This window comes from Novosphingobium rhizovicinum (genome assembly GCF_040813635.1).
Lineage (GTDB): Bacteria > Pseudomonadota > Alphaproteobacteria > Sphingomonadales > Sphingomonadaceae > Novosphingobium > Novosphingobium rhizovicinum.
The window spans coordinates 1-25636 of the sequence record NZ_JBFNXR010000029.1 but is presented as its reverse complement, the minus strand read 5'-3'; the positions used below and the strand labels follow the sequence as shown (position 1 = coordinate 25636).

Here is a 25636-nt window from a genome sequence, read left to right as displayed (position 1 = left end):
CTGGGAGGCCCTCCGCCGCACATCGCAAGCTGGAGCCCTCTACACCGCGACTTCGATCCAATCGTCCGCGACGCGCACCGGGTAAGTTGCGATCGGCCGCTTCGCGGGCGGGTTCTTCGCCTTGCCGCTTGCCAGGTCGAAGCGCGCGCCATGGACAGGGCAGGCAATCCAGCCGTTGCCCATCCGCCCGCACTCCAGCTTCTCGTCGGCGTGCGAGCAGATATTGGACACCGCGAACAGCTTGTCCCCCACCTGGCAGACGAGAATGGACTTGCCGGCAACCTCGACGGCCTTCTTCTCTCCAGGTTGCAGTTCGCTCTGCGGCAGGGCGCGCAGGAATGTCGGTTGGGTCATGAAATACAAACGTCCGTTCGCGTGAACACAGCCTGCAGGCGCTAGCATGCGTCCCGCCTTAGGCGCTGTGCTCACACTGCACTCTGTCTTGCCGGATGTGGCAGCAGCCGCGCCGTTGCTTGCGGACCATCTGGGCGCCGCTTAGCGAACAGGCTGAAGATGCACGTCACCATGGGCGGTGCTCGGGAGAATTGCAGGATGCGGCGAAGCTCAAGAAAGGACTCCGGCAACGGCGCTGTCGTTCCGCAGCAGGCCAAGCCCGCCACAACCCGCGGCGTCGATCTCGGCCTTGCCTTGTCGGTCTACGGCAAGCGCGAGGACGGCTCGCTGTTCGAGATCGGTGACGCCACGTCGCCGCTCGCCCAGCAATCCGCGGACGGCACCTGGCCGACGGAGCAGTGAGAAAGGATTCGCCTCATGTCCTTTGAACTCAATCGCAAGCTCGCGGCCAAGCCGCCGGCATTGAAGACACAGGCCAATATCGATCCGGTTACCGCCGATATCATCCGTGGTGCGTTCGAGACGGTCTGCTTTGAGGCGGCGACGCATCTCGGCCGCGCCGCTTCGTCGCCCATCATCAACCAGTCGAACGAGCGTAATGCGGCTATCGTCGATGCGCACGGCCGCCTGGCCATGGGCGCGATCGGCACTCCGCACCTGACCTTCGTCAATCAGATGATGGTGCGCTGGGGCTTGCTGAACTTCGACACATACGATTGGGGGCCCGGCGACGTCTTCGTGGCCAACGACCCCGACCACGGTGGCGGCCACTTGCCGGATTACTGCGTCTATGCGCCCGTCTTCGACGATGCAGGCGAGTTGATCGTGGTACAGACGCTGCAAGCGCACCAGGGCGATACCGGCGGCAAGGACCCTGGAGGCTTTACGCTGGAGGCGACGGACATCTTCACCGAAGGGGTGTCCTATCCTTGCCTGAAGCTGGTCCATCGCGGCGCCAAGCGCCTCGACGTGATCCGCATGGTCGAGCGCAACAACCGCTTCCCCTCGTTCTCGGGCGATCTCGCGGCCATGATCACCGGCGTGCAGAAAGGCGCAACGCGGCTTCAGGCTCTGATCCGCAAGTACGGCTCGGACATGGTGAAGGCCGCGATCAACTACTCGATCGATCACACCGAGGCACGCTGTCGGCAGGAGGTTTCGAAGTGGCAAGACGGCACCTACGAGGCGACCGTCTTCATCGATCACGACACGGCCGGGACGAAGGACGTCAAGATCCACGTCACCTGCCACATCGAAGGCGACCAGTTGACCGTCGACCTGACCGGCACTGACGATCGCCCGGAGCTGGTCGGTGTCTGGAACACCTTCGCCAACACGCGCAGCTACATCATGACGCAGGTCGTGGCAGCCATGGATCCCGACATCGTCAAGAATGAAGGATACTTCAACGCAGTCGATATGGTGATACCCGAAGGGTCCATCGCCCAGCCGCCGCCGAACAAGCCTGCTGCGCTTGGCTCTTTCCATCCGGCCTGCGAGATTACCGAAGCGGTGTGCCTCGCGTTGAGCCATGTGGCGCCGGAACGCTCGGCACCGCAACTCTACAAGATCGGCATGCCCAACTCTGTCATCGGCTTTGACGAGGCGGGGGCGATGTGGATGGACCAGGGCGTCGACTGCCGCTCGATGGATGTGTCCGCAGTGGCCGGCATCGACGGCTGGGGTTCGTGTCCCGTCAGCCTGGGCAACCTCATCCTGTCCGAGGCTGAAGATGCCGAAACACGCTTTCCTATCCTCAACATCAGCCGCGAGATGACGACGGACGGAGGCGGAGCCGGACAGTGGCGCGGCGCCCCCGGCAGCCTCAACGTCAAGCAGGTGCTGCAGCCCGCCACGGCGATGGCCTGGATGGTTTCTGCCGCCCACCCCTTGCGCGGAATGTGCGGGGGCGACGACGCCCTTCCCTACTCCAACCACTTCGAAGTCGGCACGTCGAACGAGCGCAAGATCGAGCACACGGCGCAAGCCATGCTGCCCGCTGGCGCAGTCATCGCGTACCAGCACGGAGGTGGCGCCGGTTTTGGGCGTCCGCTTGAGCGGGACGCCGAAGCGGTGAAGGAGGATGTGCTCGACGAGTACGTCAGCATCGAGGCCGCACGCACCAAGTATGGCGTCGTACTGACCGGCAGCATCGAGGATTATGACCTCGCCGTTGACCTTGCTGCCACCGCCGCGTTGCGCCGCGAAATGACTACGGCTGCGGCCGCTTGAGGGGGAATTGATGGGTTATCGCGTCGGCATCGACATCGGGGGAACGTTCACCGATTTCGCGTTACTCAAGGGAACAGAGGTCCGGCTCCACAAGAACTTGTCGACTCCGGAGGACCGCTCCATCGGAGTTATGACCGGTCTGCAGAAGCTGGCGGACATGGAGGGGCTCACACTCGCCGAGTTCCTCGGCCAGTGTGATGCCATCGTTCATGGCACAACCGTTGCGGACAACACCCTGATCGAGATGAACGGTGCGATCACCGGCCTCATCACCACCGAGGGTTTCCGCGACGAGATCGAATACCGACGCGGCTTCAAGGAGGACATCTGGGATGTTCGCCTGGAACCTCCCATACAGATCACGCCGCGCCGCCGCCGCCTGACGGTGCCCGAGCGCGTGCTGCACGACGGTACCGTCCACAAGCCGCTGGACGAAACCGCGGTGCGCGAAGCCTGTGCCCGACTGCGGAAGCAGGGCGTGGAGTCCGTGGCGATCTCGCTGCTGTTCTCGTTCGTCAACGCGGTTCACGAGAAGCGCATCGCGCAGATCGTTGCTGAAGAACTGCCGGGCGTGCAGATCTCTTCCAGCCACGAAGTGCTGCCCCGCGCCCCCGAGTACGACCGCACCAGCACCACCGTGGTAAACGCCTACGTGGCGCCGCGCGTGTACTCCTACCTCGAGAAGCTGGTGCATCGCGTGCGTGATGCAGGCTACACCAATCAACTGATGGTCATGCAGGCGAGCGGCGGCGTCATGACCGTCGACTACATCGAAGGCTCACCGATCCGGGTGCTGGCCTCCGGACCGGCCGGCGGCGTGATTGGGTCGGCCCACGTCGGCTCGGCCAAAGGCTACGACGACATCCTGTGCGTCGACATGGGCGGCACCTCTTACGACATCTCCGTGGTGATCGGCGGCAGGGCACCTGCCGAGGCAGGGTGGAACATGCACCACCGCTACCTTGTCGGCGTGCCGATGGTGAAGGTGGAGACTCTGGGAGCCGGTGGTGGCTCGATTTGCCACGTCAACAACGGGGCGCTCCAGGTCGGCCCCGCTTCGGCTGGGTCGGAGCCGGGCCCGATCTGCTACGGACGGGGCGGCACCCAGCCGACGATCACCGATGCGCTCGTTATGCTTGGCATTCTCTCGACGGATGAAGGGTTCGCAGGCGGAAGCTTCTCGCTCCGTCGTGACGGCGTCGAGGAAGCCTTCGCGGAAATCGGGCGGCAGATGGGCTATGGCGCCGAAGAAGCCGCGTTCGACTGCTGGCGCATGGTCAACGCCAACATGTCGCAAGGTGTGCGCCGGACCACCGCAGGCAAGGGCATCGACCCCGCGGAAATGGTCATGCTGGCCTACGGAGGCAACGGCCCGGTTTTCGCTGCAATCCAGGCCGAAGACCTGGGCATCGAGCGTGTTCTTGTGCCCAAAGCCTCACCGACATTCTCGGCTCTCGGTACGCTCGTGGCCAATCCGAGCATCGACGAAGAACGCTCGTACATCGTACCGGCCATGTCCGCCGACAGGGCAAGGCTGACTTCGATTTGGCGGGAGTTGTCGGATCGCGCAGAGGGCTACTTCAAGGCGGCAAACTTCGCGTCCGACCAGATCACTGCGCGTTACCAGATGAACATGCGGTACCCGGGACAGAACTTCGCGCTCACTTTCGACGTGCATGTCGGTGAAGGCCTCGGTGACCTCAGCTTCATCGACGATGAGATTTCCACTCGTGCGATCGAGCTGTTCAACCAGCGTCACCAGGAAGAATACGGCCACGTCCGCGAACACGAATTGCCGGAGATCACCGGCCTGCGTCTCGCCAGCGTGGTGGAGACGACCTCCCCCCACGCGCTGAAAGGCACGAGTGTTTCGCCGCGAGCGGCAGAACCGGCCAAGCGGCGCCGCGCCAATCTGGGTAACGGGTTTCGGGAGACGCCGATCTACTCCGGCGCCACGTTGGCTCCGGGGCACGAGATCAAGGGTCCGGCCATCATCGAAGAGACCTTCACGACCATCGTCGTCTACAGCGGCTGGAAGGCGGTTGTGGACGATGCCGGCGACTATGAACTCGTGCGGGATCGCACCTGAGACAGATCCTCGCCCCCTATCGCGGGGGGCGAGGCTAAACGGGGCAGGGCAGGAACCAGCTCCGGCGCGAAGGAACGCTTGCACGCTGGTGCAATCAGGACTGCCCTTCGACTTCGCGAGGGACTTGCTTAACGGAGCGCCCCAGCCTCCCGCAGACGCTCCTGTTCCTCTACGCCCAGTCCCATGATCTCGCCCAGAACATAGGCGTTGTGCTCACCCAGGCGCGGCGCCGCCCGGGTGATCTCGGCCGCATCGGACATTTGCCACGACGGGCCGAGCACGGGCCGCGCATTGCCGTCCTGATCATCGACATACCGGTAGAAGCCGCGGGCCCAGAGGTGCCCATCGCCGATCAGATCGACTGAATTGGCGCTCTTGGCCGCCGCCACGCCGGCCGCCTGCAGTTCTTCCGCCAGCTGGACCGCATCGCGGCCGCGCGTCCATTCTGACACGATCCCATCCAGTTCCGCCTCGCTCGCCTTGCGCTGTGTGAGCGTAGCGAACCGCAGTTCGTCAGCGATGCCGATGCGGGCTGCGAGGGCCTGCCACTGCGCGTCCGATTGCGCAGCGATCGCGATCCAGTCGTCACCAGCGCAGCGATAGAGACCGTGCGGCGCCATCTCCGCGTGGCGATTGCCGTCGCACGACGCAGCCCGGCCATTCAAGCTGTAGTCCATCACAGTGTCGCCGATCAGGCTGGTGAGGATCTCTACCGCGGAAACGTCGACGAACTGGCCTTCCCCAGTGGCCTCACGGTGCCGCAAAGCGACCAGCGATGCGAACGCTGCAGCCGCACCAAAAGAGGAATCGGAGTAGCGGATGTTCATGCCTGCAGGCGCCTCACCGTCATAGCCCACCAGCGAGCTCAATCCGCTCAGCGCCACGAAGCACGGGGCATAGCCGGTCTGGTAGGCGAGGGGCCCATCGGCGCCGTACATGCTCATCGAACTGAGAATGATATTGGAGCGCACTTCCTTCAGGGCCTCGTATCCCAAGCCGAGCCGCTCCAGAGCACCCGGTCGCATGTTTTCAATGACGATGTCGCAAGTGCCGGCCAGCTGCTTGAGCAGCCTGAGGCCTTCCTTGCTCTTCATGTCGATCTGCACGGAAAGTTTCTGCGGATTGACCGCAAGGAAACCGGGCGCCTTGTTCATGTCGCTGACGCCGAAAGTGCGGGTCACGTCCAGCGAACCGAGGCTTTCGACGCGGATCACCTCGGCACCCAGGAACGCCAGCAACTTGCCAGCGAACGGGCCTGCCCAGACCTTCGTGAGCTCCAGAACGCGAACGCCGGCGAGCGGCCCCTTCCCCGGCTCCTGCAACGCTCGCGACCGTGCGGATCGTTCGGCAACCTCTGCCGAGTTCGCGAGCTTGGGAGCCGGTGTCTCGATCTTCGCAGCCGAAGCGCCGAGCTTGTAGCCGACAGTCGGATAGAGCGTGGGACCCGCGTCCGGGTGCTCGAGCTTCTGGAAGTAGCCGCGGTGCTGGACTTGCGGCGACTTGGCGAGGTCGCTCATGTTGTTGACCGGCACCAGCGTGATGCCATTCTCCTGAGCGACAGCGGCAGCCTGATCCTTGTCCAGCCCAGCCAGCCAGAGCACCAGATGCTTGCGGCACAAGGTTATGCGATCCGGAGTCAGCCCGCGTTCCAGCCAATCCTCGGGGAACTCACGCAGTTCCTCGGGATCGCCCATCAACGTGCGCAACGCCCGCCAATGGGCGGGGGTCGATAGGAATATGTAGATGAAGCCATCGCGGCACGGGAAAATCCCGGCCGGCCCTCCAAGATCGAACTGCTGGCGGCTTTCGCTCACGTCCATGTCACCGGCGATCATCTGACCCAGCACATAGTCCAGCCGTCCCGCCAGCACGTCTTGCGCGGAGACGTCTATGAAAGTGCCGCGCCCGGTGCGTTCCTGGCGATGCAGCGCCGCGGCGACGCACAGCGCCCCCTCCAGCCCTGCCTCGTAACTCGCATGGAAGCGCCCTGCCCCCTTGAGCGGCGGTTTGGACGGACCGGCGGCGCTCGGCGTGTGATAGCCCAGCCCGCTGGCATGCATGACCGTCAGGTCGGTGGCGTGCGCACGCTCCGCAGGAGCATCGAGCCCGAACGGCGTCACCGAGCAAAGGATGACACCGGGATAGTCATCGAGGAAGCTGTCAGGCGCCAGTCCTGCGGCTTCAAGCCACTGCTGCCCATGATCGTCTATCACCGCGTCGGCACCGGCCACGAGATCGCTCAGCCTCGCTCGGCCCTCTGGCGTTTCGACATCCAGAACGAGCGACTGCTTGTTGGTATTGAGGTAGGCGAACAAGCCACTGCGCTCAGGCCCCGGCTGGTCGCCAAGGAAGGGGCCGAGGTGCCGCGTGGGGCTGCCCTGGGGGCGCTCGATCTTGATAAGCTCTGCACCGAAGTCGGCCAGTAGCTTGCCGCAATACTCACCCGCCACATGCTCGGCGAGTTCGATGATCCTGAGGCCCTTCAAAGCCGACACTGGCTCTCCCCTGCATGCTGATGCGCTTTCAGGACGCGGTATATGCTGGCCCTGCCCCAGGGTAGTTGTCCTGATTAGCAGCCCAACCAGCCCAGCGGCGCAGTGCGGCATGAAGAACAGTCGAACCCCGTCCCAATCATGGCTACGCCCTCGGGTCGACAGGGAGTGAGATAAAGAGGATGGCGATGAGCGAGACCTTTGACGTGATCGTTGTCGGTTCCGGCGCGGCAGGGATGACTGCGGCCCTGCGCGCCCGCGACCTCGGCTTGCAGGTGCTCGTCGTGGAAAAGGCGCACAAGTACGGCGGCACCTCGGCGACATCCGGAGGCGTGGCATGGATTCCGAACCACGGCCTGGGCGGAAGCACCGACACCCGCGAAGAGACGCTGACGTATCTGGATGCCGTCATCAAGGAGCCCGTCAACCGGGAACGGCTGGAAGCCTATGTCGACACGGGCCGCGAGATGCTCGGCTGGCTGGGCGGCGAAGGCATCAACATGATCTCGATGCCTTGGCCCGACTACTTCGCAGAGCTGCCCGGCTCGCGCACCGACCGCAGCCTGGTCATGCCGCCATGGGACGGCCGCCAACTGGGTGACAAGTTTCCGCTCGTGCGCGAGCAATACCCCCGGTTCAAGCTCTTCAACCGCTACTCGATGAACCTGGAAGAGACCTTCACGATCGCGGCGCGGGCGCCCGGATGGAAGAAGAAGGTCGCCACTGTGATCGGTCGGTACTGGAAGGATCGCAGCACCCGCAAGATGACCAAGCGGGACCGCTTGTACGTCTCGGGAGCGGCGCTCATCGGCCCGCTCCTGGCAAGGCTGGACCACAAAGGGGTCAAGATCCGCCTGGAAACCAAGCTGGAGACGCTGATCACCACCGGAGACAAGATCACCGGCGTCACCGTCAGCCACCTGGGCCGCATCTATGATATCGAGGCCCGCCACGCCGTGGTGCTCTGCGCCGGCGGGTTTGAGTGGAACCAGGAACTGCGTGACCGCTTCTACCCGGTCAGAACCTCGATCTGGTGGACCAGCACTCCCCAGGGGGCAAACACCGGCGACGCGCTGATCGCGGCCGAGAAGATCGGGGCGGCAACTGAGCATACCGCCGAAGGCTGGTGGGCGCCCACCATGATCCTGCCCAACCGGTCGGCCTCGAACTTCGAGGAAGTGCACCAGGCGGTGTTCGATGTCGGCCGCCCCTACAGCGTTTGCGTGAACCGCAACGGCGATCGCTTCGTCAACGAGGCGTGCAGCTATGACCGCTTCGGCGCGGCGATGGCTTCGGATCAGCTCGCGACCGGCGCCAATACGCCATGCTGGCTGGTATTCGACGCGGTGTTCCGCCAGAAGTTCACCGCTGGCGGGATCCTTCCCAGTGCGATCATGTCGGACCGCTCGATCCCGATGGACTGGTGGGATCACTACATTTTCAAGGCCGACTCTGTGGCGGAACTGGCGCGCAAGATCGATCTCGATCCGGCCAAGCTTGAAGATGTGACCCGGCGCATGACCGAGTATGCCGCCAAGGGCGAGGATCCAGAGTTCGGCCGCGGCTCCACCATTTACGACAAGACCTTCGGCGATCCGACGTGCCAGCCCAATCCAGCGCTGGGCGCGATCTGCAAGGCACCGTTCTACGCAGTGCAGATCCACCTCGGCGACCTTGGCACCAAGGGGGGCCTCAAGGCGGATCACAAAGCGCGGGTCGTGGACGGCAGCGGCAACCCGATCCCCGGTCTCTACGCCGCCGGGAACGCCACCGGCAGTCCGTTCGGACTTAACTACCCGGGAGCAGGCGGCACGATCGGCCCGGCGATGGTGTTCGGCTATATCGCCGCCAACGACATCGCCAGCCGCGCGACGAACCGGGACGTCGCCAGCGCCCGCGAACCGGTGGCGACCTGAGTTGGCCAGGGAACGGGCAGTGGGATGATGCACACGGCCAGGACGTTCTGCCGCAACTGCAGCGCCTTGTGCGCGATGGAGATCGACGTGGAGAACGGGGTGCCGCTGCGCGCGCGCCCTGACGCGAGCGCGTCGCCTTACGGCGGCTACTTGTGCCCCAAGGGCATCTCCAGCATCGAGTTCCAGCAAGGCGCGGAGAGCCGCCTGTTCGGCAGCCTCAAGCGGGGCGCGGACGGAGAGCTGCAACCGATCTCCAACGATGCGGCAACGGCAGAAATCGGCGACAAGCTCGCCGCTCTGCTGGCAGAGCACGGCCCGCGCGCGATCGCGGTCTATCATGGCACCGGCGCGTATCGCAGCACGCTGGGCGGGTTGCTGGAGCGAGCCTGGGTCTCGGCGATCGGCACACCGAACTTCTTTTCGTCCATGACCATCGACCAGTCCGCGAAGTGGGTGACGATGGGCCGGATGGGTATCGTCGCCAGCGGACGGCACGCTTTCCGCGATGCCGATCTGGTGCTGCTGGCAGGCGGCAATCCGGTCGTCACGCACCAGGGCGCTCCTTTCGCGCTCTCCGAAAGCGGCGCACCGGGCCGCGCGTTCGAGCATATCAAAAAGAAGGGTGGCCGCGTCATCATCGTCGATCCGCGGCGGACCGAGACCGCGCGCTACGCCGACTTGCTGATCCAGCCTCTGCCGGGGCACGATGCCGCCGTCTTCGCGGCGATCGCGCACATCCTCTTGCGCGACGATACGTATGACCAGGACTTCGTGTCGCGACACTGCGGGCAGTTGGACGCGCTGCGCGCCGCCACTGCGCCGTTCACGCCCGAGTTTGCGGCCGCGCGGGCCGACATTCCTATGGAGGTCATTGAGACCGCCGCCCGGTGGCTTGGCGAGGCCAAGCGCCCCACCGTGGGTAGCGGCACCGGTCCATCGATGGCGGCACACTCAAATCTAGCCGACCACATGATCGAGGCGGTGAACGTGCTCTCTGGCGGCTATCGCCGCGCGGGCGACCGCGTGCGGAACCCCGGAACGCTGAAAACGAAAGTCGCTCGGGAGATGGCGCTGGCGCCGACCCGCACCTGGGAGCAAGCGCCCAAGTGTCTTTCGCAGGACGTTGGTGCGATCATGGGTGAGTTTCCCACGGCGCTGCTGCCAGGCGAAATATCCGCCGATTCACCCGACCGCATTCGTGCGCTGATCGTCTTTGGCGGTGATCCGTTGGTCGCAGTCGGCGATCCGGGGCGAGCCAGGGCAGGCTTTGAAAAGCTGGAACTACTCGTCTCCCTCGACTCACGCTTGAACGAAACGGGCAAGCTGGCCGATTACGTCATTGCTTCCTCGCACCCGCTGGAACGCCACGACTTGTCGATCTCCGCCGATTCACTCGCGCCCGAACCGTTCGTGCAGTACGCCGAGCCTGTGGTCGCGAAGCCGGAAGGGGTGATCGACGACTGGGAGTTCTTCTGGCGCGTGTCCAGCCGCATGGGCATACCGCTCGACCTCAAGTTCTGGTCCTATGGCTTGCGCTACGAGGACGTACCGTTGGCCTTGCCACTGTCCATGACCAACCGGCCCGATCCCGAGGCCATGTGCCGTTTCCTGTGCAGTGAAAGCCGCGTTCCCTTTGACGACTTGAAAAACGCTCCAGGCGGCGTGCGTCCGCAGATCGAGCCACAGTTCGTGCAACCCGCGCCCGCGGGCTGGCAGCAGAAACTGGAACTGTGCCCTTCGGACGTTGCGCAGGACTTGAACGACCTTGCTCTTGAGAGACCATCCCGCCCGTCCATGCAGCTGATCTGCCGCCGCGTGCTCCACGCGCTCAACGGCGCGTTTCGGGACTCGGCGCGGACCCGAAGCCGTCTGCCGGTCAACTACGCCTATATGGCGAGTGACGACATGGCCGCATTCGGCTTGACGGATGGCGACATGGTGGAGCTGCGCTCAGAGTACGGCATGTTGCAGGCTTTGGCCAAGGAGGATGCGCGGTTGCGCCGGGGCGTCGTCTCGATGACCCACATGTTCGGTCCGCTGATCGGCGGCGATGACCCTATAGCAGACGGCGGCAGCAACGTCGGCCAGCTCACATCGCTAAGCCAGCGCTTGCAGCCTATCAACTTCATGCCACTCTTCTCCGGAATTCCGATCAGCGTCCGCAAACTCGTGCCGATGCAAACGCCCCCACCCCATCAGGAGCACCTGCGTGTCTGAGATTGTTGTCGAGCAGTCAGGAAACATCACCATCGTGCGGCTCGCGCGCGCGGCGGCCCGCAATGCGCTTACAGTCGCAATGGCAGCCGAGCTGACTTCCGCGCTGGCGCAAGTCAGCCAGGACAGCAGCTGCCAGGTCGTTGTGCTCGCCGGCGATGGAGAGACCTTCTGCGCGGGGCTGGACCTCAAGGCGGTAAGCTCCGGCGACGAGCCGCCGAAGGGTGCGGCAGAGTGGATGGCGCTCCAGGAAGTGTTCTCTGGATTGATGACTCAGGTTCACAAGATGCGCCAGCCGGTGATCGGTGCCATCCAGGGCGCGGCAGTCGGCGCCGGACTGGGGATCGCGCTTGCCTGCGACGTCCGCATTGCGACACCGACAGCCAAGTTCCTGGTCGGTGCCGTGAAGGTGGGCCTCAGTGCTGGTGAATGCGGGATCAGCTACCACCTCCCACGCCTCGTCGGCGCCGGTCGGGCTTTCGAGATCATGCTGACCGGGCGGCCCGTGAGCGGCACAGAAGCGCACGCAATCGGCCTTGCTAGCGAGCTGGCGGAAGGCGACGCCCTGCTCGCACGTGCGCTGGACCTGGCCCGCACCATCGCCAGCAACGCCCCGTACTCCATCAAGCACACCAAGCAGGTGATGTGGGCCAACCTCGAAGCCAACTTCGAAAGCGCTCTCGAGCTGGAGAACCACGTCCACGTCGTGGGACTACTCACAGAGGACTTCGCCGAGGCGGCCAAGGCGTTCACCGAAAAGCGGGCTCCGGTATTCCGCGGACGTTAGCGCTCAGTCGAGCTTCAGGAGGGTGTAGCTGGGGTCGTTGGGCCACCGCCCGCCCGGCTCGACCGGAGTTCCGAAGGGACCCACGCTCCAGTCCGCCGAGTCCGGATAGTCGCGGAACCAGTCAACGATGACGAGACGGCGGATAATTCGCCACTCGTCATCCCGCCGCTCGAACGTATCGACATAGCGTCCCGACCCGATCGAATCGCGAGCCTGGCCATCCTGGCTCAGGCGGTGGAAACCATAGTAGTAGGACTCGACGTCCGCAGTATCGCCATGGATGCGGATCAAGATGTTGGCGATCATGTGCATGGACTGATCCATGGTCCGCAGGATCGGCAGCGACCACGCGATCAGTTCCTCGCGCGTACCTGCGAAGCTCAAGTGATCGTCATGCGCATCGGGCCAGTACGCGCTGCGCAGCATCTCCTCGTCGCAACGATCGACGCCGCGTGAGTAGCGGTAAAGGCAATCCCGGATCGCCTCACGGTCGGCAAGCTCATCGCGAAATTGACTGACCTTGCGTGTCATCCTGCGCCTTTCCCTTGTTTGTGACCGACGTAGCATGTCTGACAAGCCGCTCCCTTGCCGCAGCACGCAGCCAGGCTTGCCTCCATGACCCTGGCCGCGCGATGGCGATGGCGCGATGAGTGTGGTTTAAGTTCACCGCCAGTCATTGCCGCCCAGCGGGCCGCAGGGGACTAGAGAGACTGCGAAGACACGAAATCAGCGGCGCAGGGTGCGCTTGCTCTTGAGCAGCAGCCCCCACTCAACCAAGCGCGCAAAACCGGAAAGGACAGGATGCATGGCGAAGACCGATCGCCCGGACCCAGAGGACATCATCCTCTACGAGAAAGATCCCAAGACCAAGATCGCGACGATCACGCTTAACCGTCCGGACTTCCTGAATGCACCGACGATCGCGGCACGTCTGCGCTACTCCGACCTCATTCACCGGGCCAACGTCGACGACGACGTCAAGGTGCTGCTGATCCGCGGTGCCGGCAGCAACCTGGGCGGCGGGGCCGACTTGCCTGAACAGGAGGAAATGCTGGCATCCGATGGCGAATATTCGCTGTTGCACGAATTCCGCATCGGTGAGGACGAGGACGTCAAGTACCCGCCCAAGGGCAGCTATCGCTACCTTGCGCAACTTACGCAGCTCTACGCCAATCCCAACTTCGGATGCCGCACGCTGCAGGACTTCAAGAAGATCAGCATTCTTGAGGTGAAGGGCTATTGCTACGGCTGGCACTTCTACCAGGCGGCCGATGCCGATCTGATCATCTCGTCCGATGACGCGCTCTTCGGTCACCCCTCTTTCCGCTACGTCGGCTGGGGTCCTCGCATGTGGCAGTGGGCGCAGATGATGGGCTTGCGCAAGTTCCAGGAGATGGTCTTCACCGGCCGCCCCTTCACCGCCCAGGAAATGTACGACTGCAACTTCGTCAACAGCGTCGTCCCGCGCGACCAGTTGGAGGACGAAGTAGCCAAGTACGCGCATGCCTGCTCAGTCACGCGCCCGACCGATGTCGTCTACATGCAGAAAACCCTGTTCGAGGTGTTCAAGCAGCAGCAGGGCGAATACATGGGCTCGATCATGACCGCGTGGCTCGAATCCATGCTTGGCCAGGTCAAGAATGACGCCGACGAGTTCACTCTCGACAAGGAGACGTTCGGCAAGGGCCTCAACAATGCCGTCAAGGACAACGACGGCATGTATCCGCCCGACTGGCGCCTGAGCAAGGGCGGCCGCAAGGCGCCTCAGTAACTCCACTTGGCTGGTAGGGAGAGGGCCGGAACCAATCGGCCCTTCCCGCCATCCGCCTCCCACGTCGGCGAACATACCTATGCAATATGAGCGGCTTGGCAACACTGGCCTGATCGTCTCGCGGCTCGCGCTAGGCGCCTTCACCTTCACGCAGGGAAACCGCTCGCTGAGCTCGGTGTACAAGGTTGGCGCCGAGCTCGCAGACGCGTTGGTTAACCGGGCGATCGATGCCGGCATCAACCTGTTCGACACTGCCGACGTCTATGCCGATGGCGAGTCAGAGGCGCTGCTAGGCGCCGCGCTGAGGCCACACCGCGACAAGATCGTGATATCAAGCAAAGTCGGCAACCGCAGCAACGGCCAGCGCGAGCTCACGAAGGGCTGCCTCTCACGCCGGCACATTTTGTGGTCGATCGACGAGAGTTTGAAGCGGCTGGGCACCGACTGGATCGACCTGTACATCGCGCACCGCGAGGACACTTGTACGCCGCTTGAAGAGACGCTCGACGCCTTCGACAGTGTCGTGCGCGCGGGCAAGGTGCGCTATCTCGGATTCTCGAACTGGTCGGCCTGGACGGCGTCAGCGGCGATGGAAATCCAGAAGGCCAACGGCCTGGCCCCCTTTACCCACGGGCAGATGTACTACTCGCTGCTCGGGCGCGACATTGAGCGGGACGTGCTGCCAATGATGGCGCGGTACGGTCTCGGACTGACCGTGTGGAGCCCACTGGCTTACGGCTTTCTTGGGGGTCGCTACACGCGGGAGAGCATGACCCAGGCAGACAACCGCTTTTCAAACTTCGACATGCTGAAGTTTGACCATGACAAAGGATTCGAGCTGCTCGACCTCATGCGCAAGATCGCCACCGCGCGTGATATTACAGTGGCGCAAGTGGCAATCGGCTGGCTGCTGCGGAAGCAGACGGTGACCAGCATCATGCTCGGCGCGACGAAGATCTCCCAGTTGGAAGACAATCTGGGCGCCGTGAACGTGCAGTTGAGCGACGAGGACATGGCGCATCTCGACGCCGCGACCACGATCCCGCCGATATACGCCACCTCCCAATGGATTGAGCCTGACGTGCGTATCGCGCGCGCGCTCACAGCAGGAAGGCGTCCCGACGGCGCATGTTGATCGCGGCACGCAGCCGTATCCACGTCGAGTTCATCCCCAGTCGCCTGACAACTCACCTGAGTACAATGCAGGCGTCTTCCGTCGCCCGACCCTGGCATCTAGAACATGGCCCTGAGGGGCGGAATGCTGCCCCCGGATGCAAGCGGCGGTGTGCCCCGAACAGCGCGGCGGCAAGGGAGATTGACGATGAACGACCTTAGCTTCGCCGATCATTTCGGTGAGGGGCGGACCGACAATCCCTATTGGAACGAGAGCGTCTGGTTCTCCCTCTCGATCCCCGAGCGCCGGATCCACGGCATGATCCAGTACTACTTCCGCCCCAACATGGGGATGCTGAACGGAGGCCCCTGCCTGTGGGACCCGTCCGGCACCTTCCAGTGGAACTGCCTCTACTACAACTGGAGCCATCTCCAGGCGCTGCCCGAAGGCGCGGACAAGTTCGACATGCGGGCCCGCAACTCGCTGCGCGTCAAGATGATCGAGCCGCTGCAACAGTACAAGATCGACTACGACAAGGACGGATTCGAACTCGACCTGACATGGCAGGCGATCGGCCCGGTCCATGAGCTCCGCACAGGTGATCCGGGGCAGCAGTCGACTGCCAAGTTCCACATCGAACAGCCTGGCCGGATGGTCGGCACGATCCGGCGCCATGGCGAGTCCTTCGCCGTGGACTGCTTCTCCATGCGCGACACGTCCTACGGCGCGCGCGAGTACGAGTCGCTGGCGCGCGGTGGCTACTTCTGGGGTATCGCCCAGGACAGCGCCTTTCACGCCCTATGCATGGGCGAAGGCCGCGAAGCGACCTGCATTGGCGGCTTTATCTGGAAGGACGGCAAACTTGGCAGCCTGGCCACCGGCAAGCGGACGATCACCGAGTATGGCGCGTTCGGTCCGTCGCAATTCCTATTCGAGGGCGAGGACAAGTTGGGCCGCACGGTGCGCGCTTCAGGCAGTATCGATCCCGGCCTGGTCTTCACGGGCTATACCGACCACACCGTCGTCTGGTCCTTGGCTGAGTGGGACTGGGACGGCGTGACACATTGGGGCGACAACCAGGAGTTCGCCCCTTCCGAGTGGTTCCGCCAAATGGCGCGAGGCGAGCGCCGGCTAGGAGAATGAGCGTGCCCGGTCAGATCGTCATCATCAATGGCACCTCCGGCTCGGGCAAATCGACTGCGGCCGAGCTCTTCCAGAAGCGTTCAGACGATTACTGGCTGCTCTACGGCATCGACCACTTTCTGGCCGGCACCCAGCCGGCGCAGTATGGACATCACGGCCCCAAATCGCGCGAGGGCATTCACGCCGAGCCTGCCGATCCGGCGCAGCCAGACGGTCCCTTGCGCTGGAGCCTGGGTCCCAAGGGCATTCAGGCCTTTGCCACGCTGCATGAATGGCTCGCCGCGGCATCGCGTCAGGGATGCAACATCATCTTCGACCATCTGCTACTGACCGATCCGCCGATCCTCGCGGATTGCGTGCGGCGCCTGGCCGGATTGCCGGTACTGCTGGTGACGCTTAAACCGCCGTTCGAAGTGCTGGAGAGCCGCGTGGCGCAGCGCGCCATGGACAAGAAGCTGCCCACCGACATCCTGGGCGAAGATGTCGTCGCCAAGATCGTAGACCGGCTCTCGCGACTTCGTCCGTGGTTCTACGAATCCGTCTACGCAAACACGGTGTGCGACCTCGAGATCGATACGAGCAACCACGATCCGCGCGCGGTGTGTGAGATGATTGAGCAGCGTTTGGCGGAGGGCCCCGGACTGGCCTTCGAGCAACTTTGGCAGGCCGAGGCGCACCAGCAGCACGGGGCCGACTGATCGAGGAGAAGGCGCCGCAAAGAGGCCGGGCGAACCGCTCCATGCGCCCCCGTCTGCTAGAGCATTTTCAAGTTGACCGTTTAGGGTCAATGGCTCGGAAAATGCGGCATCGAAGATCGAGAGCGTCTCCGCTCATAGTGGAAACGCTCCAGACGTCAGGTGTCAAACCCAACAAATGTTGCCGCTTCGTCCACACCTCTGCGCTCGGAGACAACGGCGTTTGCAGCGAAACTCATGTCGGGCCATCCCAGCGCGATGCTTTTCATGATCACCCGATCCTCGGGGATCTCCGCCACTTCGCGCACAACAGGCGATTGCATGATGCCCTGGCTGTTGATGACTGTCCCCAGACCGCGCGACCATGCTGCATGGACAAGCGCAGTGGCCACCGCACCGCAGTCGAAGGCCGTATCGTCGCTATCGGACAGCAGGCGGTCGTAAGTGATAATGATGCAGACCGGCGCATCGAACTGGCGGAACCCACGCAGCACCCAATCCTCACGCCCGCGCTCATCCTCGCGAGCGATCCCCATAGCGCCAAGCAACTGTTTGGCGACCGTAACCTGGCGTTCGCGATGGACCCCCGTGAACGCCTGGCCCGTACGAAACTCCCGTGCGTCAGGACATCCCTCGCGGATGCGCTTTACGTTACCCGCTCTGATCCGCTCCAGCGGCTCACCCATGATAACGTGGAAGTAATACGGCTGACTGTTGTATGATGAGGGTGCCCGCATCGCGAGACGAAGGACCTCTTCGATGATCTCTCGCGACACCGGATCCGGCCTGTAGCCCCGAATGCTTCTCCGCCCGAGAACAACCTCATCATAATCCATTTTGGTGCCGCCAAGTGTTTTTGCGCGTCCAGTTCCTAGGGGAATCGGGTGCACCTCCCAATGCCTCCAACTCGCATGCCAGTTGCGCCTCCGTGCAGCGTTTGGGCCGGTCGCCATAGTGGGTCATAATTCAAGCACCCCCGACACCGCGCCCCAGCTTGGAGCGCCTGCCGCTGTCATTGCGGTGTGGCTATCCCGCCAAGACCATTTTTGACAACGCCACCGCTCGCAACCCTGACCTGCATCAGCCTGAGCAACCCGAGTAGCGGGAGCCTCACTCCCTCGCCCCGTGGGGTGAATTTCGGAACATTGTGGCGGAGCGGGAGGGATTCGAACCCTCGATACGCTTTTGACGTATACTCACTTTCCAGGCGAGCGCCTTCGACCACTCGGCCACCGCTCCGCATTGCTCTGGAGGGAGCCCCCTAGCGTGCGGCGGGGGGTTACGCAAGCGATGCTCTCGTGCCATTTGGCGGCATGGCCATTCGTCGCGCATTTGCTTTGCTTTCTCTTCCGGTTCTGGTGTCCGTCGGCGGCACGTCCGGAGCGGCGCCCGCGGAAAAGCGAGCCGTGGCTGCGCATCCAGCCTCTCCGGCCGAGATCGTGGCGCAAGCGCCAGCGGCACATTGGCGGGCCATCCCTGCAAGAGACCTCCTGGTCATGGAGTTGCCTGCACTCACACCCACCGTCACGCTGGCGGCCCTCCCTGTGGAAGACACTGGGGCTGCTGCCGAAGCAGCGCTGCCGGACAATGCGCCGAGCGAGCCGTCAGCCATACCGATGGAGGGGGACGATCCTGAGCCTGCCCGCCTGCCTCCAAGGCGGATCGTCATCCAGCTTATCACGCCACCTTACTCTCAGGGGTGGGTCGCGAACATCCGGGCCCTGGCCGCAGCGCACTGGTGGGACGGGCTGGCAATCGTCCGAGCACAAGACAACTACGTCGTCCAATGGGGTGACCCTTTTGCCGCGGATGGCGCGCTCGCGCGGGCTTTGCCTGCGGGGCTGCAAAAGATGCCTTCCGAGGACTATGCGGCAGGAAAGGCAGGAGGTTGCGGCCAGTTTGCGGAGATCTGCCCGCCAGCCCCCCTGTCATTTATCACCAGCGACACCATTCGCGATGTCTATGCCGACCGTGCCGGCTTCGTGGCAGGATGGCCGGTAGCCGTTACCGGCGCACGCACCTGGCCGGTCCACTGCTACGGCACCGTAGGCGTCGGGCGTGACGTGACCCCGGACACCGGGAGCGGCGCGGAACTCTACGCCGTGATCGGCCATGCCCCCCGCCAGCTGGACCGGAACATCGCCGTGGTCGGGCGCGTGATCGAAGGCATGGAGCACCTCTCCACACTTCCTCGCGGCACTGGCGAGCTGGGCTTCTACGAAACTACCGAGGAGCGCACGCCGATCCTCTCGATCCGCTCCGGCGAGGAGGTCGAGGGCCTCGCGCAGTACGAGTATCTTGCCAGCGCGAGCGACAGTTTCGCTCGTTATATGAAGGCGCGTGCGAACCGGCAGGACGATTTCTACGCGATTCCGGCAGGAGCGGTGGACGTCTGCAACGTACAAGTGCCGATCCGCAAGGCCGCGCAGCCTGCTCCCGAAGCCGAAAACACCGGGAAGAGACGCCGGCGGCGCTGAGGGGTCAGACCCGCTGCGCCTCGGCCACCGCCTCGCTGGCCCGCAGAGAGCCGACGATCCGGGTGAGATGGGCTAGGTCGATCACTTCCAGGTCGACCTCATACGTGCCGAATGGTTCGTCCCGCTGCACCATCTGCAGGTTGACGACGTTGGCACGGCTGCGCGCGAAGATGTCGGTGACTTCGGCAAGTGTACCGGGACGATTGTAGAGCACCAGCCGCAAGCGGCCGACAGCGCCAGTGGTCCGCTCCCCCCAGGAGACGTCTAGCCAGTCCGCATCGACGCCGCTTGCCAGCGTCAGGCAATCGATCGTGTGCACTTCCACCTTATGGTCGGGACGGCGCAAGCCGACGATGCGGTCGGCCGGCACGGGATGACAGCACTCGGCAAGATGGAAGCCCATCCCCGGCGTCAGCCCCTTGATCGAGATCGCCCGCTCCTGCATCGGCCAGTCCGCCTCGTCCGGCAACTCGGCAGTGCTACCCGGTGCAATCGCCTCCATGACCTGCCGGTCGCTCAGGCGCGCCGACCCGATCGCCACCATCAACTCTTCCTCGTCCGTCAGGCCCAGACGGCCGACAGCGGCGGTGATCGCCTTCTTGCCAATTCGTCCGGGCAGGCGCGAGGCGATCTCGTCCAGCAGCTTGGCGCCGATCGCGGCGATCTCCTGCCGCTCCTTCGCACGCACGGCGCGACGGATGGCGGCCCGCGCCTTACCGGTGACGACGAAGCCCAGCCACGTCAGTTGCGGCTCGGTGTTGCCGCTCTTGATAATCTCCACCACGTCGCCATTCGCCAGCCGGGTGCGCAGGGGCATGAGGCGTCCGTTGATCTTGGCGCCTACGGCTGCGTTGCCCAGATTCGTGTGAACCGCATAGGCGAAGTCCACCGCGGTCGAACCCTTGGGCAACTGGTGCAGCGCGCCCTTGGGGGTGAACGCGAAGATGCGGTCCTGGTAGATCGCGAGCTTGGTATGCTCGAGCAGTTCCTCGGCGTCGTGGCTGGCATCGACGATCTCGATCAGGTCGCGCAACCAGCCGACTTGCCCGTCCGGTCTGGAGCCCCCCTGCTTGTAGGCCCAGTGCGCGGCAAGACCGAACTCGTTGGTGCGGTGCATGTCACGGGTGCGGATCTGCACCTCCATGCGCATCGAGTTCTCATAGATGAGCGCGGTGTGCAGCGACTTGTAGCCGTTCGACTTGGGAGTCGAGATGTAGTCCTTGAAGCGGCCGGGGATCATCTGCCACGTCTGGTGCAGGATGCCGAGCCCGCGATAGCAGTCCTCCGGCGAATCGACGAGGACGCGGAACGCCATGATGTCGGTGATCTGTTCGAAGGTGACGTGGCGCTCGCTCATCTTGCGCCAGATCGAATAGGGGTGCTTCTCGCGCCCTGCCACTTCGACGTTCAGGCCAGACTCCGCCAGAGCCTGACGGATGGCGAAGGCGATCGCGTCAACCTGGCCGCCTTCCTGGTTGCGGATTTGCGCCAACCGCCCGGTGATGATCGCGTAAGCTTCGGGCTCCAGTTGCTCGAAGGCGAGCAACTGCATCTCGCGCATGTATTCGTACATGCCCACGCGCTCGGCCAGGGGCGCGTAGATATCCATGGTCTCACGCGCGATGCGCCGGCGCTTGTCCTCGCTCTTGATGAAGTGGAGCGTGCGCATGTTGTGCAGCCGGTCGGCCAGCTTGACGAGGAGGACGCGCAAGTCCTCGCTCATGGCCAGCAGGAACTTGCGCAGGTTCTCCGCCGCGCGCTCGTTCTCGGGCATGGCCTCGATCTTGGAGAGCTTGGTCACACCGTCGACCAGGCGCGCCACGTCGGGCCCGAACATCTGCTCGATGTCGCCGATGGTCGCGAGCGTGTCCTCCACCGTGTCGTGCAGGAGGGCAGTGATGATCGTCTGCTGATCGAGCTTCAGCTCGGTCATCAGTCCCGCCACCTCGATGGGGTGGCTGAAATAGGGATCGCCGCTGGCGCGCTTCTGCGTCCCGTGCTTCTGCACGGTGTAGACATAGGCGCGGTTCAGCAAAGCCTCATCGGCTTCGGGCGCATATTCTAGGACGCGTTCGACGAGTTCGTACTGGCGGAGCATTCGACACGGTCCATGTGGAGATTTTCACCCGCGCGGCAAGAGCTAAGTGGCCGCGCCTGTCCATTGCTCCCGAAGAAGCATGGGCCCGCGCTCAACTCCAGGTGGCGTGTGGCGGCAGACTCATAAGGATGGCGTCGATATTTCCGCCCGTCTTCAGGCCGAACAGAGTGCCGCGGTCGTAGACGAGATTGAACTCTGCATAGCGCCCACGCCACTCCAGCTGCTGCGCCTTGTCCTCGGCGGTCCAGACCTGCCCCATGCGGCGGCGCACGATGCGGGGGAACACTGCCAGGAACGCCTCTCCGACTGCCTTGGTGAAGGCGAAGTTCGCCTCCCAGGTCTCTTCGTCAGGACACTCCAGATGGTCGTAGAAGATGCCGCCCACCCCGCGATGGACGCCGCGGTGCGGAATGTAGAAGTACTCGTCGGCCCATGCCTTGTACCGCTGGTACGCATCGGGTGCGAAGCTATCGCAGGCCGACCTGAACGCGGCGTGGAACTCGGCAGTGTCATCGGGGTAGGGCAGCGGCGGGTTGAGATCGGCGCCGCCGCCGAACCAGGCCTTGGTCGTCGTCAGGAAGCGTGTGTTCATGTGCACGGCCGGCACATGCGGATTCGCCATATGCGCGACGAGGCTGATGCCGGTGGCGGAGAAGGCATTCTGCTCGGCACTGGCTCCGTTGATTGTTGCGGCGAAGTCCTTCGCGAGTCCGCCAGCCACGGTCGAGACATTGACGCCGACTTTCTCGAACACCTTGCCCTTCATCAGTCCACGGGTACCGCCGCCGGTGTCTTCGCTCTCGCCCTCGAGCGCCTCACGCTTCCACGGCGTGTATTCGAACGCCGCGTCGCTTCCGGCCTCCCGCTCAATCGCTTCGAACTCAGCGCAGATGGCGTTGCGCAAGTGCTCGAACCAGTCGCGCGCGCGGGCGGTGTAGGGAGTCCAGTCGGTCATCGGGTCGGCTTGCCAAATCGCGCCGCCTGCGGCAAGGGCATGCCATGGTTCCCTTTTCGTTCTGTGGCGAGGAATTCCGGCTGGTCGGCGAGAGCGCGCGACGGCACGCACAGGCGGCTGCACACGGGGCGCTACAGGGTCGCGCGCTGTACTGGCCGCGCGAGCAGGCGCTGCTGGTCGCGGACCTCCACCTGGAGAAAGGGAGCTTTTTCGCAGGCACCGGTCAGATGCTGCCTCCCTATGACAGCCGCGAGACGCTGGAGCGGGTCGCCCTTGCGATCCGTGATACCGGCGCGCGGCGGGTCTTCGCTCTGGGCGACAACTTCCACGACGATTCTGGCGCCGACCGGCTGGAGCCGCACGCGGCAGGCATGCTGGCCGCGCTGACCCGCGCCGTGGACTGGGTGTGGATCGTCGGCAATCATGACCCCTCGCTGGAAAAGAGCGTGGGCGGAGAAGTGCTGGAAGAAACGGTGCTGGCAGGAGTGGTGCTGCGCCACAAGGCCCGTGCTGGCGAGACTGCGCCCGAGCTTTCGGGCCACTTCCACCCCCGGCTGCGCCTGACGGCTCGCGGGCGCCGGATCGCAAGGCCCTGCGCGGTCATGAGCGAACGGCGGATGATTCTGCCGGCGTTCGGGGCCCTTACCGGCGGAATGGATGCCGGATCGCCAGAGATCCTGTCCGCGATGCAGCCGGCCGCGGCAATCGATGCGATCCTGCCTGCGCGCGGACGGCTGGTGCAATACCCCCTCTGGCGCGCCGCCGCCTGAATACCCATAATTGGGTAAACAGGGATGACGAATTCGCCTGACGACGTTAGCCGCGCGAATTCACACTTTGCGTGCAAGGGCGATTCGCAGTATTCACCCGCGCACTTTCGCCAAGACTGACGAACGATACAGGAGAACGCATATAGCACCCCCACCCCGGCGCATGATGACGCCACCGGTCAAGAGCGGACCGCGCTACAACAATCTGATCCAGTCAGACAAAGTCCGCGTGATCGATGAAAACGGAGAGAACCTGGGCGTCCTTTACACGCGTGAGGCGATCGAGCAGGCGGCCGCGGTAGGCCTGGACCTGGTCGAGGTTTCGCCCAATGCGGACCCGCCGGTCTGCAAGTTCCTGGATGTGGGCAAATTCCGCTACGAAGCGCAAAAGAAGGCCAACCTGGCCCGTAAGTCGCAGAAGACGCAGGAGATCAAAGAGATCAAGATGCGTCCGAACATCGACGATCACGACTATGACGTGAAGATGCGCAACGTGCTGCGCTTCATCGATGATGGTGACAAGGTGAAGGTTACCCTGCGCTTCCGCGGCCGTGAGCTTTCGCACCAGCAGCTTGGCATGGACTTGCTGCGCCGGGTGCAGGCTGACGTGGCTGAAGTGGCCAAGATCGAAGCTTATCCGCGCATGGAAGGCCGTCAGATGCTGATGGTGCTCTCGCCCAAATAAGCAAACAGGCAAAGGGGAGCATGATCGCCGCGTGGGCGCTCCCCTTCGCTCTCCCCCCAGGCCGCCTCGGACAAGCCAGACCCTCTGGAAAGAAAGCGATTCACTCGATATCAGCCCGTTGTCACTCGACGCATGCGGTGCGTGGAGTATCGGACATGATCTCTGCGTATCGGGTTTCTGCAACGCCGTAGAAGCGGCCGCAGTACCGTTCAAGTCCGGCGCGATCGCGGATGGTGATCAAGCCTCGTTGTGCCTTGATCAGGCATTCAGCCTCGAGATTGTGCACTGCGTTGGTGACACTTGCACGACGCACACCAAGCATGAGGGAAATGTTCTCGTGCGTTAGCGGGAGATCGTCGGCGCCCACACGATCATGGTACATGAGCAGCTTGCGCGCTAGCCGCTGTTGTACGTTAGCCCTGACTCCCGCACTCGCGGCGAGACTGATCTGTACCATTTGCGCCTGGACGTAGCGGGACAGGAATGAGCGCAAGCCTGGACTGGCGGACAGGCACTTCTGCAACTGCACGCAGTCGAGCACAAGTGCCTGCCCCTCGATCTGGACAAGGCTGTCTCTTTGCGGGATCAAGTCAGCAATTGCGCTTGTGCCGATCAGGCCTTCGCGGCCGATCACCCCCACCTCGATCGGGTCGCGAACGTCTCCTGTCTCCAGGCTGGAAACCACGCCGGATTCGATGAAGTATACTTTGCTCGATAGCGAGCCGCTGCGCTCAAGATATGTCTTCGCCGGAAGGTGCTCACGACGAAGTCGCGGCCAAAGATGCCACAACTCCTGCCCGGCCAGCCCTAGAAGCAACCAATTGGTCGTACTACGAAATCTCTCGTCACTGTGCATCGGCGGGCTCTCCCCGCCAGTCGTCGAACCGACCCCGCACGGTGGGCGAATCTGGCGCTTCTCTCTCTTTATCGCTTCCATGCAACGGCTGAACGAGCCCCCAGTTCCTTAGAGCATGTTATGTCGACGTGGCAGAGGCCCAAGTGGCGCTCTACTGTAATCTGCAGGATGATTTCTTCAACGTACGAAAGCGTACACAGATTCACTCTGTTCATTTATCATCATCGTGTGAATAATAATCAGGCCGAACAGTTACGAAGACATCGTGATAGTAGTCGATCTTCTGTTCTGTAAAGGCATGATGGCAATCATGCTACATGTCGAGGCAGGAAGTGACGGGGGAGTTTTGCCGCACATGACCGAGGTAGTTGATCGCAGAAGAGACTGTGCGAGTTCTTCATGCGCACTACCTCGGTCAGAATCCTGCACACGAAATTCACAACGCGAACCGCTTACTCCTTGCCAGCGCGAAGCGATGCAGCAGTTCTGGGCGGTTTTGGACAGCATACCGGACAGGCTGCCGCTCTCACGCGCGCCTTCGAAGCTGACCCGTCGAAGGGGAGGAATGCCTGTAGGACGGCCGAGAACCGCTCGGTTCTGAAACCGTTCGGCCAGACTTCCCAAACAGAGAATTCATCGAGGCGACCCGAGGAAAAGTTCACTTGCTGAACAACCTCATAACTGCCGGCGAGGGACCCACCCTCGCCGGCCTTTTACGCCAATCGCCAAGATGCAGGCTCCCTTGACAAAACAAACCATATAGGTTATATGCCGCAGCCGCCGGACATAGCTCCGGCGGCGGGTGCGGGTGAGCGGGGCCACGCTCAACCATCCCGCACCATGCGGCCGGCGCTCCAGACGGGCGCCTGCACCCAAATGCGAAGCCCCGATCGGCTTATGAGACCTGTGCGCGGGTGGGCGTAGACAGGTGCGATGAATGCTGATTCTATGCGCTTTCCCAGGAGGAGAGCAGGCGATGGCGCATCGT

The 25636-nt window shown here is 63.5% G+C and carries 20 protein-coding genes and 1 tRNA gene; 13 read left to right on the top strand and 8 right to left on the bottom strand.

Annotated features, from left to right (window positions below; genetic code table 11):
- Positions 1–39: 39 nt before the first annotated feature.
- The gene (locus tag ABUH87_RS08615; protein WP_367772529.1) at positions 40–354 is read right to left on the bottom strand and encodes a Rieske (2Fe-2S) protein; all 315 of its coding nucleotides are present in this window, start codon (positions 352–354) and stop codon (positions 40–42) included.
- A 198-nt stretch (positions 355–552) separates the two neighbouring features.
- Here ABUH87_RS08615 and ABUH87_RS08610 point away from each other — a divergent pair, with 198 nt between their 5' ends.
- Genes ABUH87_RS08610 through ABUH87_RS08600 form a run of 3 tightly spaced genes read left to right on the top strand, consistent with a single transcriptional unit; the run spans position 553 to position 4675 of the window.
- Positions 553–756 carry a hypothetical protein gene (locus ABUH87_RS08610; protein WP_367772527.1) on the top strand — a complete coding sequence of 68 codons (204 nt, stop codon included), beginning with the start codon at positions 553–555 and terminating at the stop codon, positions 754–756.
- A gap of 15 nt (positions 757–771) precedes the next feature.
- Positions 772–2586, top strand: a complete 1815-nt coding sequence (locus tag ABUH87_RS08605) for a hydantoinase B/oxoprolinase family protein (protein WP_367772525.1) — start codon at positions 772–774, stop codon at positions 2584–2586.
- Positions 2587–2596: 10 nt separating this feature from the next.
- Positions 2597–4675, top strand: coding sequence for a hydantoinase/oxoprolinase family protein (locus ABUH87_RS08600; protein ID WP_367772522.1), 2079 nt, complete (start codon positions 2597–2599; stop codon positions 4673–4675).
- Between the two features lie 128 nt (positions 4676–4803).
- Here the strand turns inward: ABUH87_RS08600 and ABUH87_RS08595 are convergent, their stop codons facing one another.
- Entirely contained in the window at positions 4804–7170 is a 2367-nt protein-coding gene (locus ABUH87_RS08595; protein ID WP_367772517.1) for a CaiB/BaiF CoA transferase family protein, read from the bottom strand.
- Positions 7171–7355: 185 nt separating this feature from the next.
- Between ABUH87_RS08595 and ABUH87_RS08590 the strand changes: the two genes are divergently transcribed.
- The 3 genes from ABUH87_RS08590 to ABUH87_RS08580 are packed head-to-tail and all read left to right on the top strand — an operon-like array spanning position 7356 to position 12084.
- The gene (locus ABUH87_RS08590; RefSeq protein ID WP_367772515.1) at positions 7356–9083 is read left to right on the top strand and encodes an FAD-dependent oxidoreductase; all 1728 of its coding nucleotides are present in this window, start codon (positions 7356–7358) and stop codon (positions 9081–9083) included.
- A gap of 24 nt (positions 9084–9107) precedes the next feature.
- A complete protein-coding gene (locus tag ABUH87_RS08585) occupies positions 9108–11300 on the top strand; it encodes a molybdopterin-containing oxidoreductase family protein (RefSeq protein WP_367772513.1) in 2193 nt (730 codons plus the stop codon).
- Positions 11293–12084: an enoyl-CoA hydratase/isomerase family protein gene (locus ABUH87_RS08580; protein ID WP_367772511.1), complete on the top strand. Its 792-nt coding sequence runs from the start codon at positions 11293–11295 to the stop codon at positions 12082–12084. The genes ABUH87_RS08585 and ABUH87_RS08580 overlap by 8 nt, the downstream gene beginning before the upstream one ends.
- 3 nt (positions 12085–12087) lie before the next feature.
- Here the strand turns inward: ABUH87_RS08580 and ABUH87_RS08575 are convergent, their stop codons facing one another.
- Positions 12088–12615 (bottom strand): nuclear transport factor 2 family protein, encoded by a 528-nt coding sequence (locus ABUH87_RS08575; protein ID WP_367772509.1) that lies wholly within the window; start codon positions 12613–12615, stop codon positions 12088–12090.
- A gap of 274 nt (positions 12616–12889) precedes the next feature.
- Here ABUH87_RS08575 and ABUH87_RS08570 point away from each other — a divergent pair, with 274 nt between their 5' ends.
- The 4 genes from ABUH87_RS08570 to ABUH87_RS08555 all read left to right on the top strand — a co-directional run bounded on the left by ABUH87_RS08570 (position 12890) and on the right by ABUH87_RS08555 (position 16810).
- Positions 12890–13855 carry an enoyl-CoA hydratase/isomerase family protein gene (locus tag ABUH87_RS08570; RefSeq protein ID WP_367772507.1) on the top strand — a complete coding sequence of 322 codons (966 nt, stop codon included), beginning with the start codon at positions 12890–12892 and terminating at the stop codon, positions 13853–13855.
- A 79-nt stretch (positions 13856–13934) separates the two neighbouring features.
- Positions 13935–14990, top strand: a complete 1056-nt coding sequence (locus ABUH87_RS08565; RefSeq protein ID WP_367772505.1) for an aldo/keto reductase — start codon at positions 13935–13937, stop codon at positions 14988–14990.
- A 186-nt stretch (positions 14991–15176) separates the two neighbouring features.
- Positions 15177–16112: a hypothetical protein gene (locus ABUH87_RS08560; RefSeq protein ID WP_367772503.1), complete on the top strand. Its 936-nt coding sequence runs from the start codon at positions 15177–15179 to the stop codon at positions 16110–16112.
- A complete protein-coding gene (locus ABUH87_RS08555) occupies positions 16109–16810 on the top strand; it encodes a phosphotransferase-like protein (RefSeq protein WP_367772501.1) in 702 nt (233 codons plus the stop codon). The genes ABUH87_RS08560 and ABUH87_RS08555 overlap by 4 nt, the downstream gene beginning before the upstream one ends.
- Positions 16811–16965: 155 nt before the next feature.
- On the opposite strand, the gene ABUH87_RS08550 is transcribed toward ABUH87_RS08555, so the two are convergent.
- Both ABUH87_RS08550 and ABUH87_RS08545 read right to left on the bottom strand, forming a co-directional pair.
- Entirely contained in the window at positions 16966–17643 is a 678-nt protein-coding gene (locus tag ABUH87_RS08550) for a nitroreductase (protein WP_367772499.1), read from the bottom strand.
- Between the two features lie 312 nt (positions 17644–17955).
- Positions 17956–18046 (bottom strand) — tRNA-Ser (locus ABUH87_RS08545).
- 74 nt (positions 18047–18120) lie between these two features.
- On the opposite strand from ABUH87_RS08545, the gene ABUH87_RS08540 reads away from it, so the two are divergent.
- Complete coding sequence (locus ABUH87_RS08540; protein WP_367772497.1) at positions 18121–19284, top strand: peptidylprolyl isomerase; 1164 nt, start codon at positions 18121–18123, stop codon at positions 19282–19284.
- Positions 19285–19288: 4 nt separating this feature from the next.
- Here the strand turns inward: ABUH87_RS08540 and ABUH87_RS08535 are convergent, their stop codons facing one another.
- Together ABUH87_RS08535 and hemF are read right to left on the bottom strand one after the other, a co-directional pair.
- Positions 19289–21382, bottom strand: coding sequence for a RelA/SpoT family protein (locus ABUH87_RS08535; protein WP_367772495.1), 2094 nt, complete (start codon positions 21380–21382; stop codon positions 19289–19291).
- A gap of 91 nt (positions 21383–21473) precedes the next feature.
- On the bottom strand, positions 21474–22337 hold the full coding sequence (gene hemF, locus ABUH87_RS08530) for an oxygen-dependent coproporphyrinogen oxidase (protein WP_367772493.1): 864 nt from the start codon (positions 22335–22337) through the stop codon (positions 21474–21476).
- A 44-nt stretch (positions 22338–22381) separates the two neighbouring features.
- Here hemF and pdeM point away from each other — a divergent pair, with 44 nt between their 5' ends.
- Both pdeM and infC read left to right on the top strand, forming a co-directional pair.
- On the top strand, positions 22382–23107 hold the full coding sequence (gene pdeM / locus ABUH87_RS08525; protein ID WP_367772491.1) for a ligase-associated DNA damage response endonuclease PdeM: 726 nt from the start codon (positions 22382–22384) through the stop codon (positions 23105–23107).
- 163 nt (positions 23108–23270) lie between these two features.
- On the top strand, positions 23271–23792 hold the full coding sequence (gene infC, locus ABUH87_RS08520) for a translation initiation factor IF-3 (protein ID WP_353984367.1): 522 nt from the start codon (positions 23271–23273) through the stop codon (positions 23790–23792).
- A gap of 121 nt (positions 23793–23913) precedes the next feature.
- Here infC and ABUH87_RS08515 read toward each other — a convergent pair whose 3' ends face one another.
- On the bottom strand, positions 23914–24648 hold the full coding sequence (locus ABUH87_RS08515; RefSeq protein WP_367772489.1) for a Crp/Fnr family transcriptional regulator: 735 nt from the start codon (positions 24646–24648) through the stop codon (positions 23914–23916).
- Positions 24649–25636 lie beyond the last annotated feature (988 nt).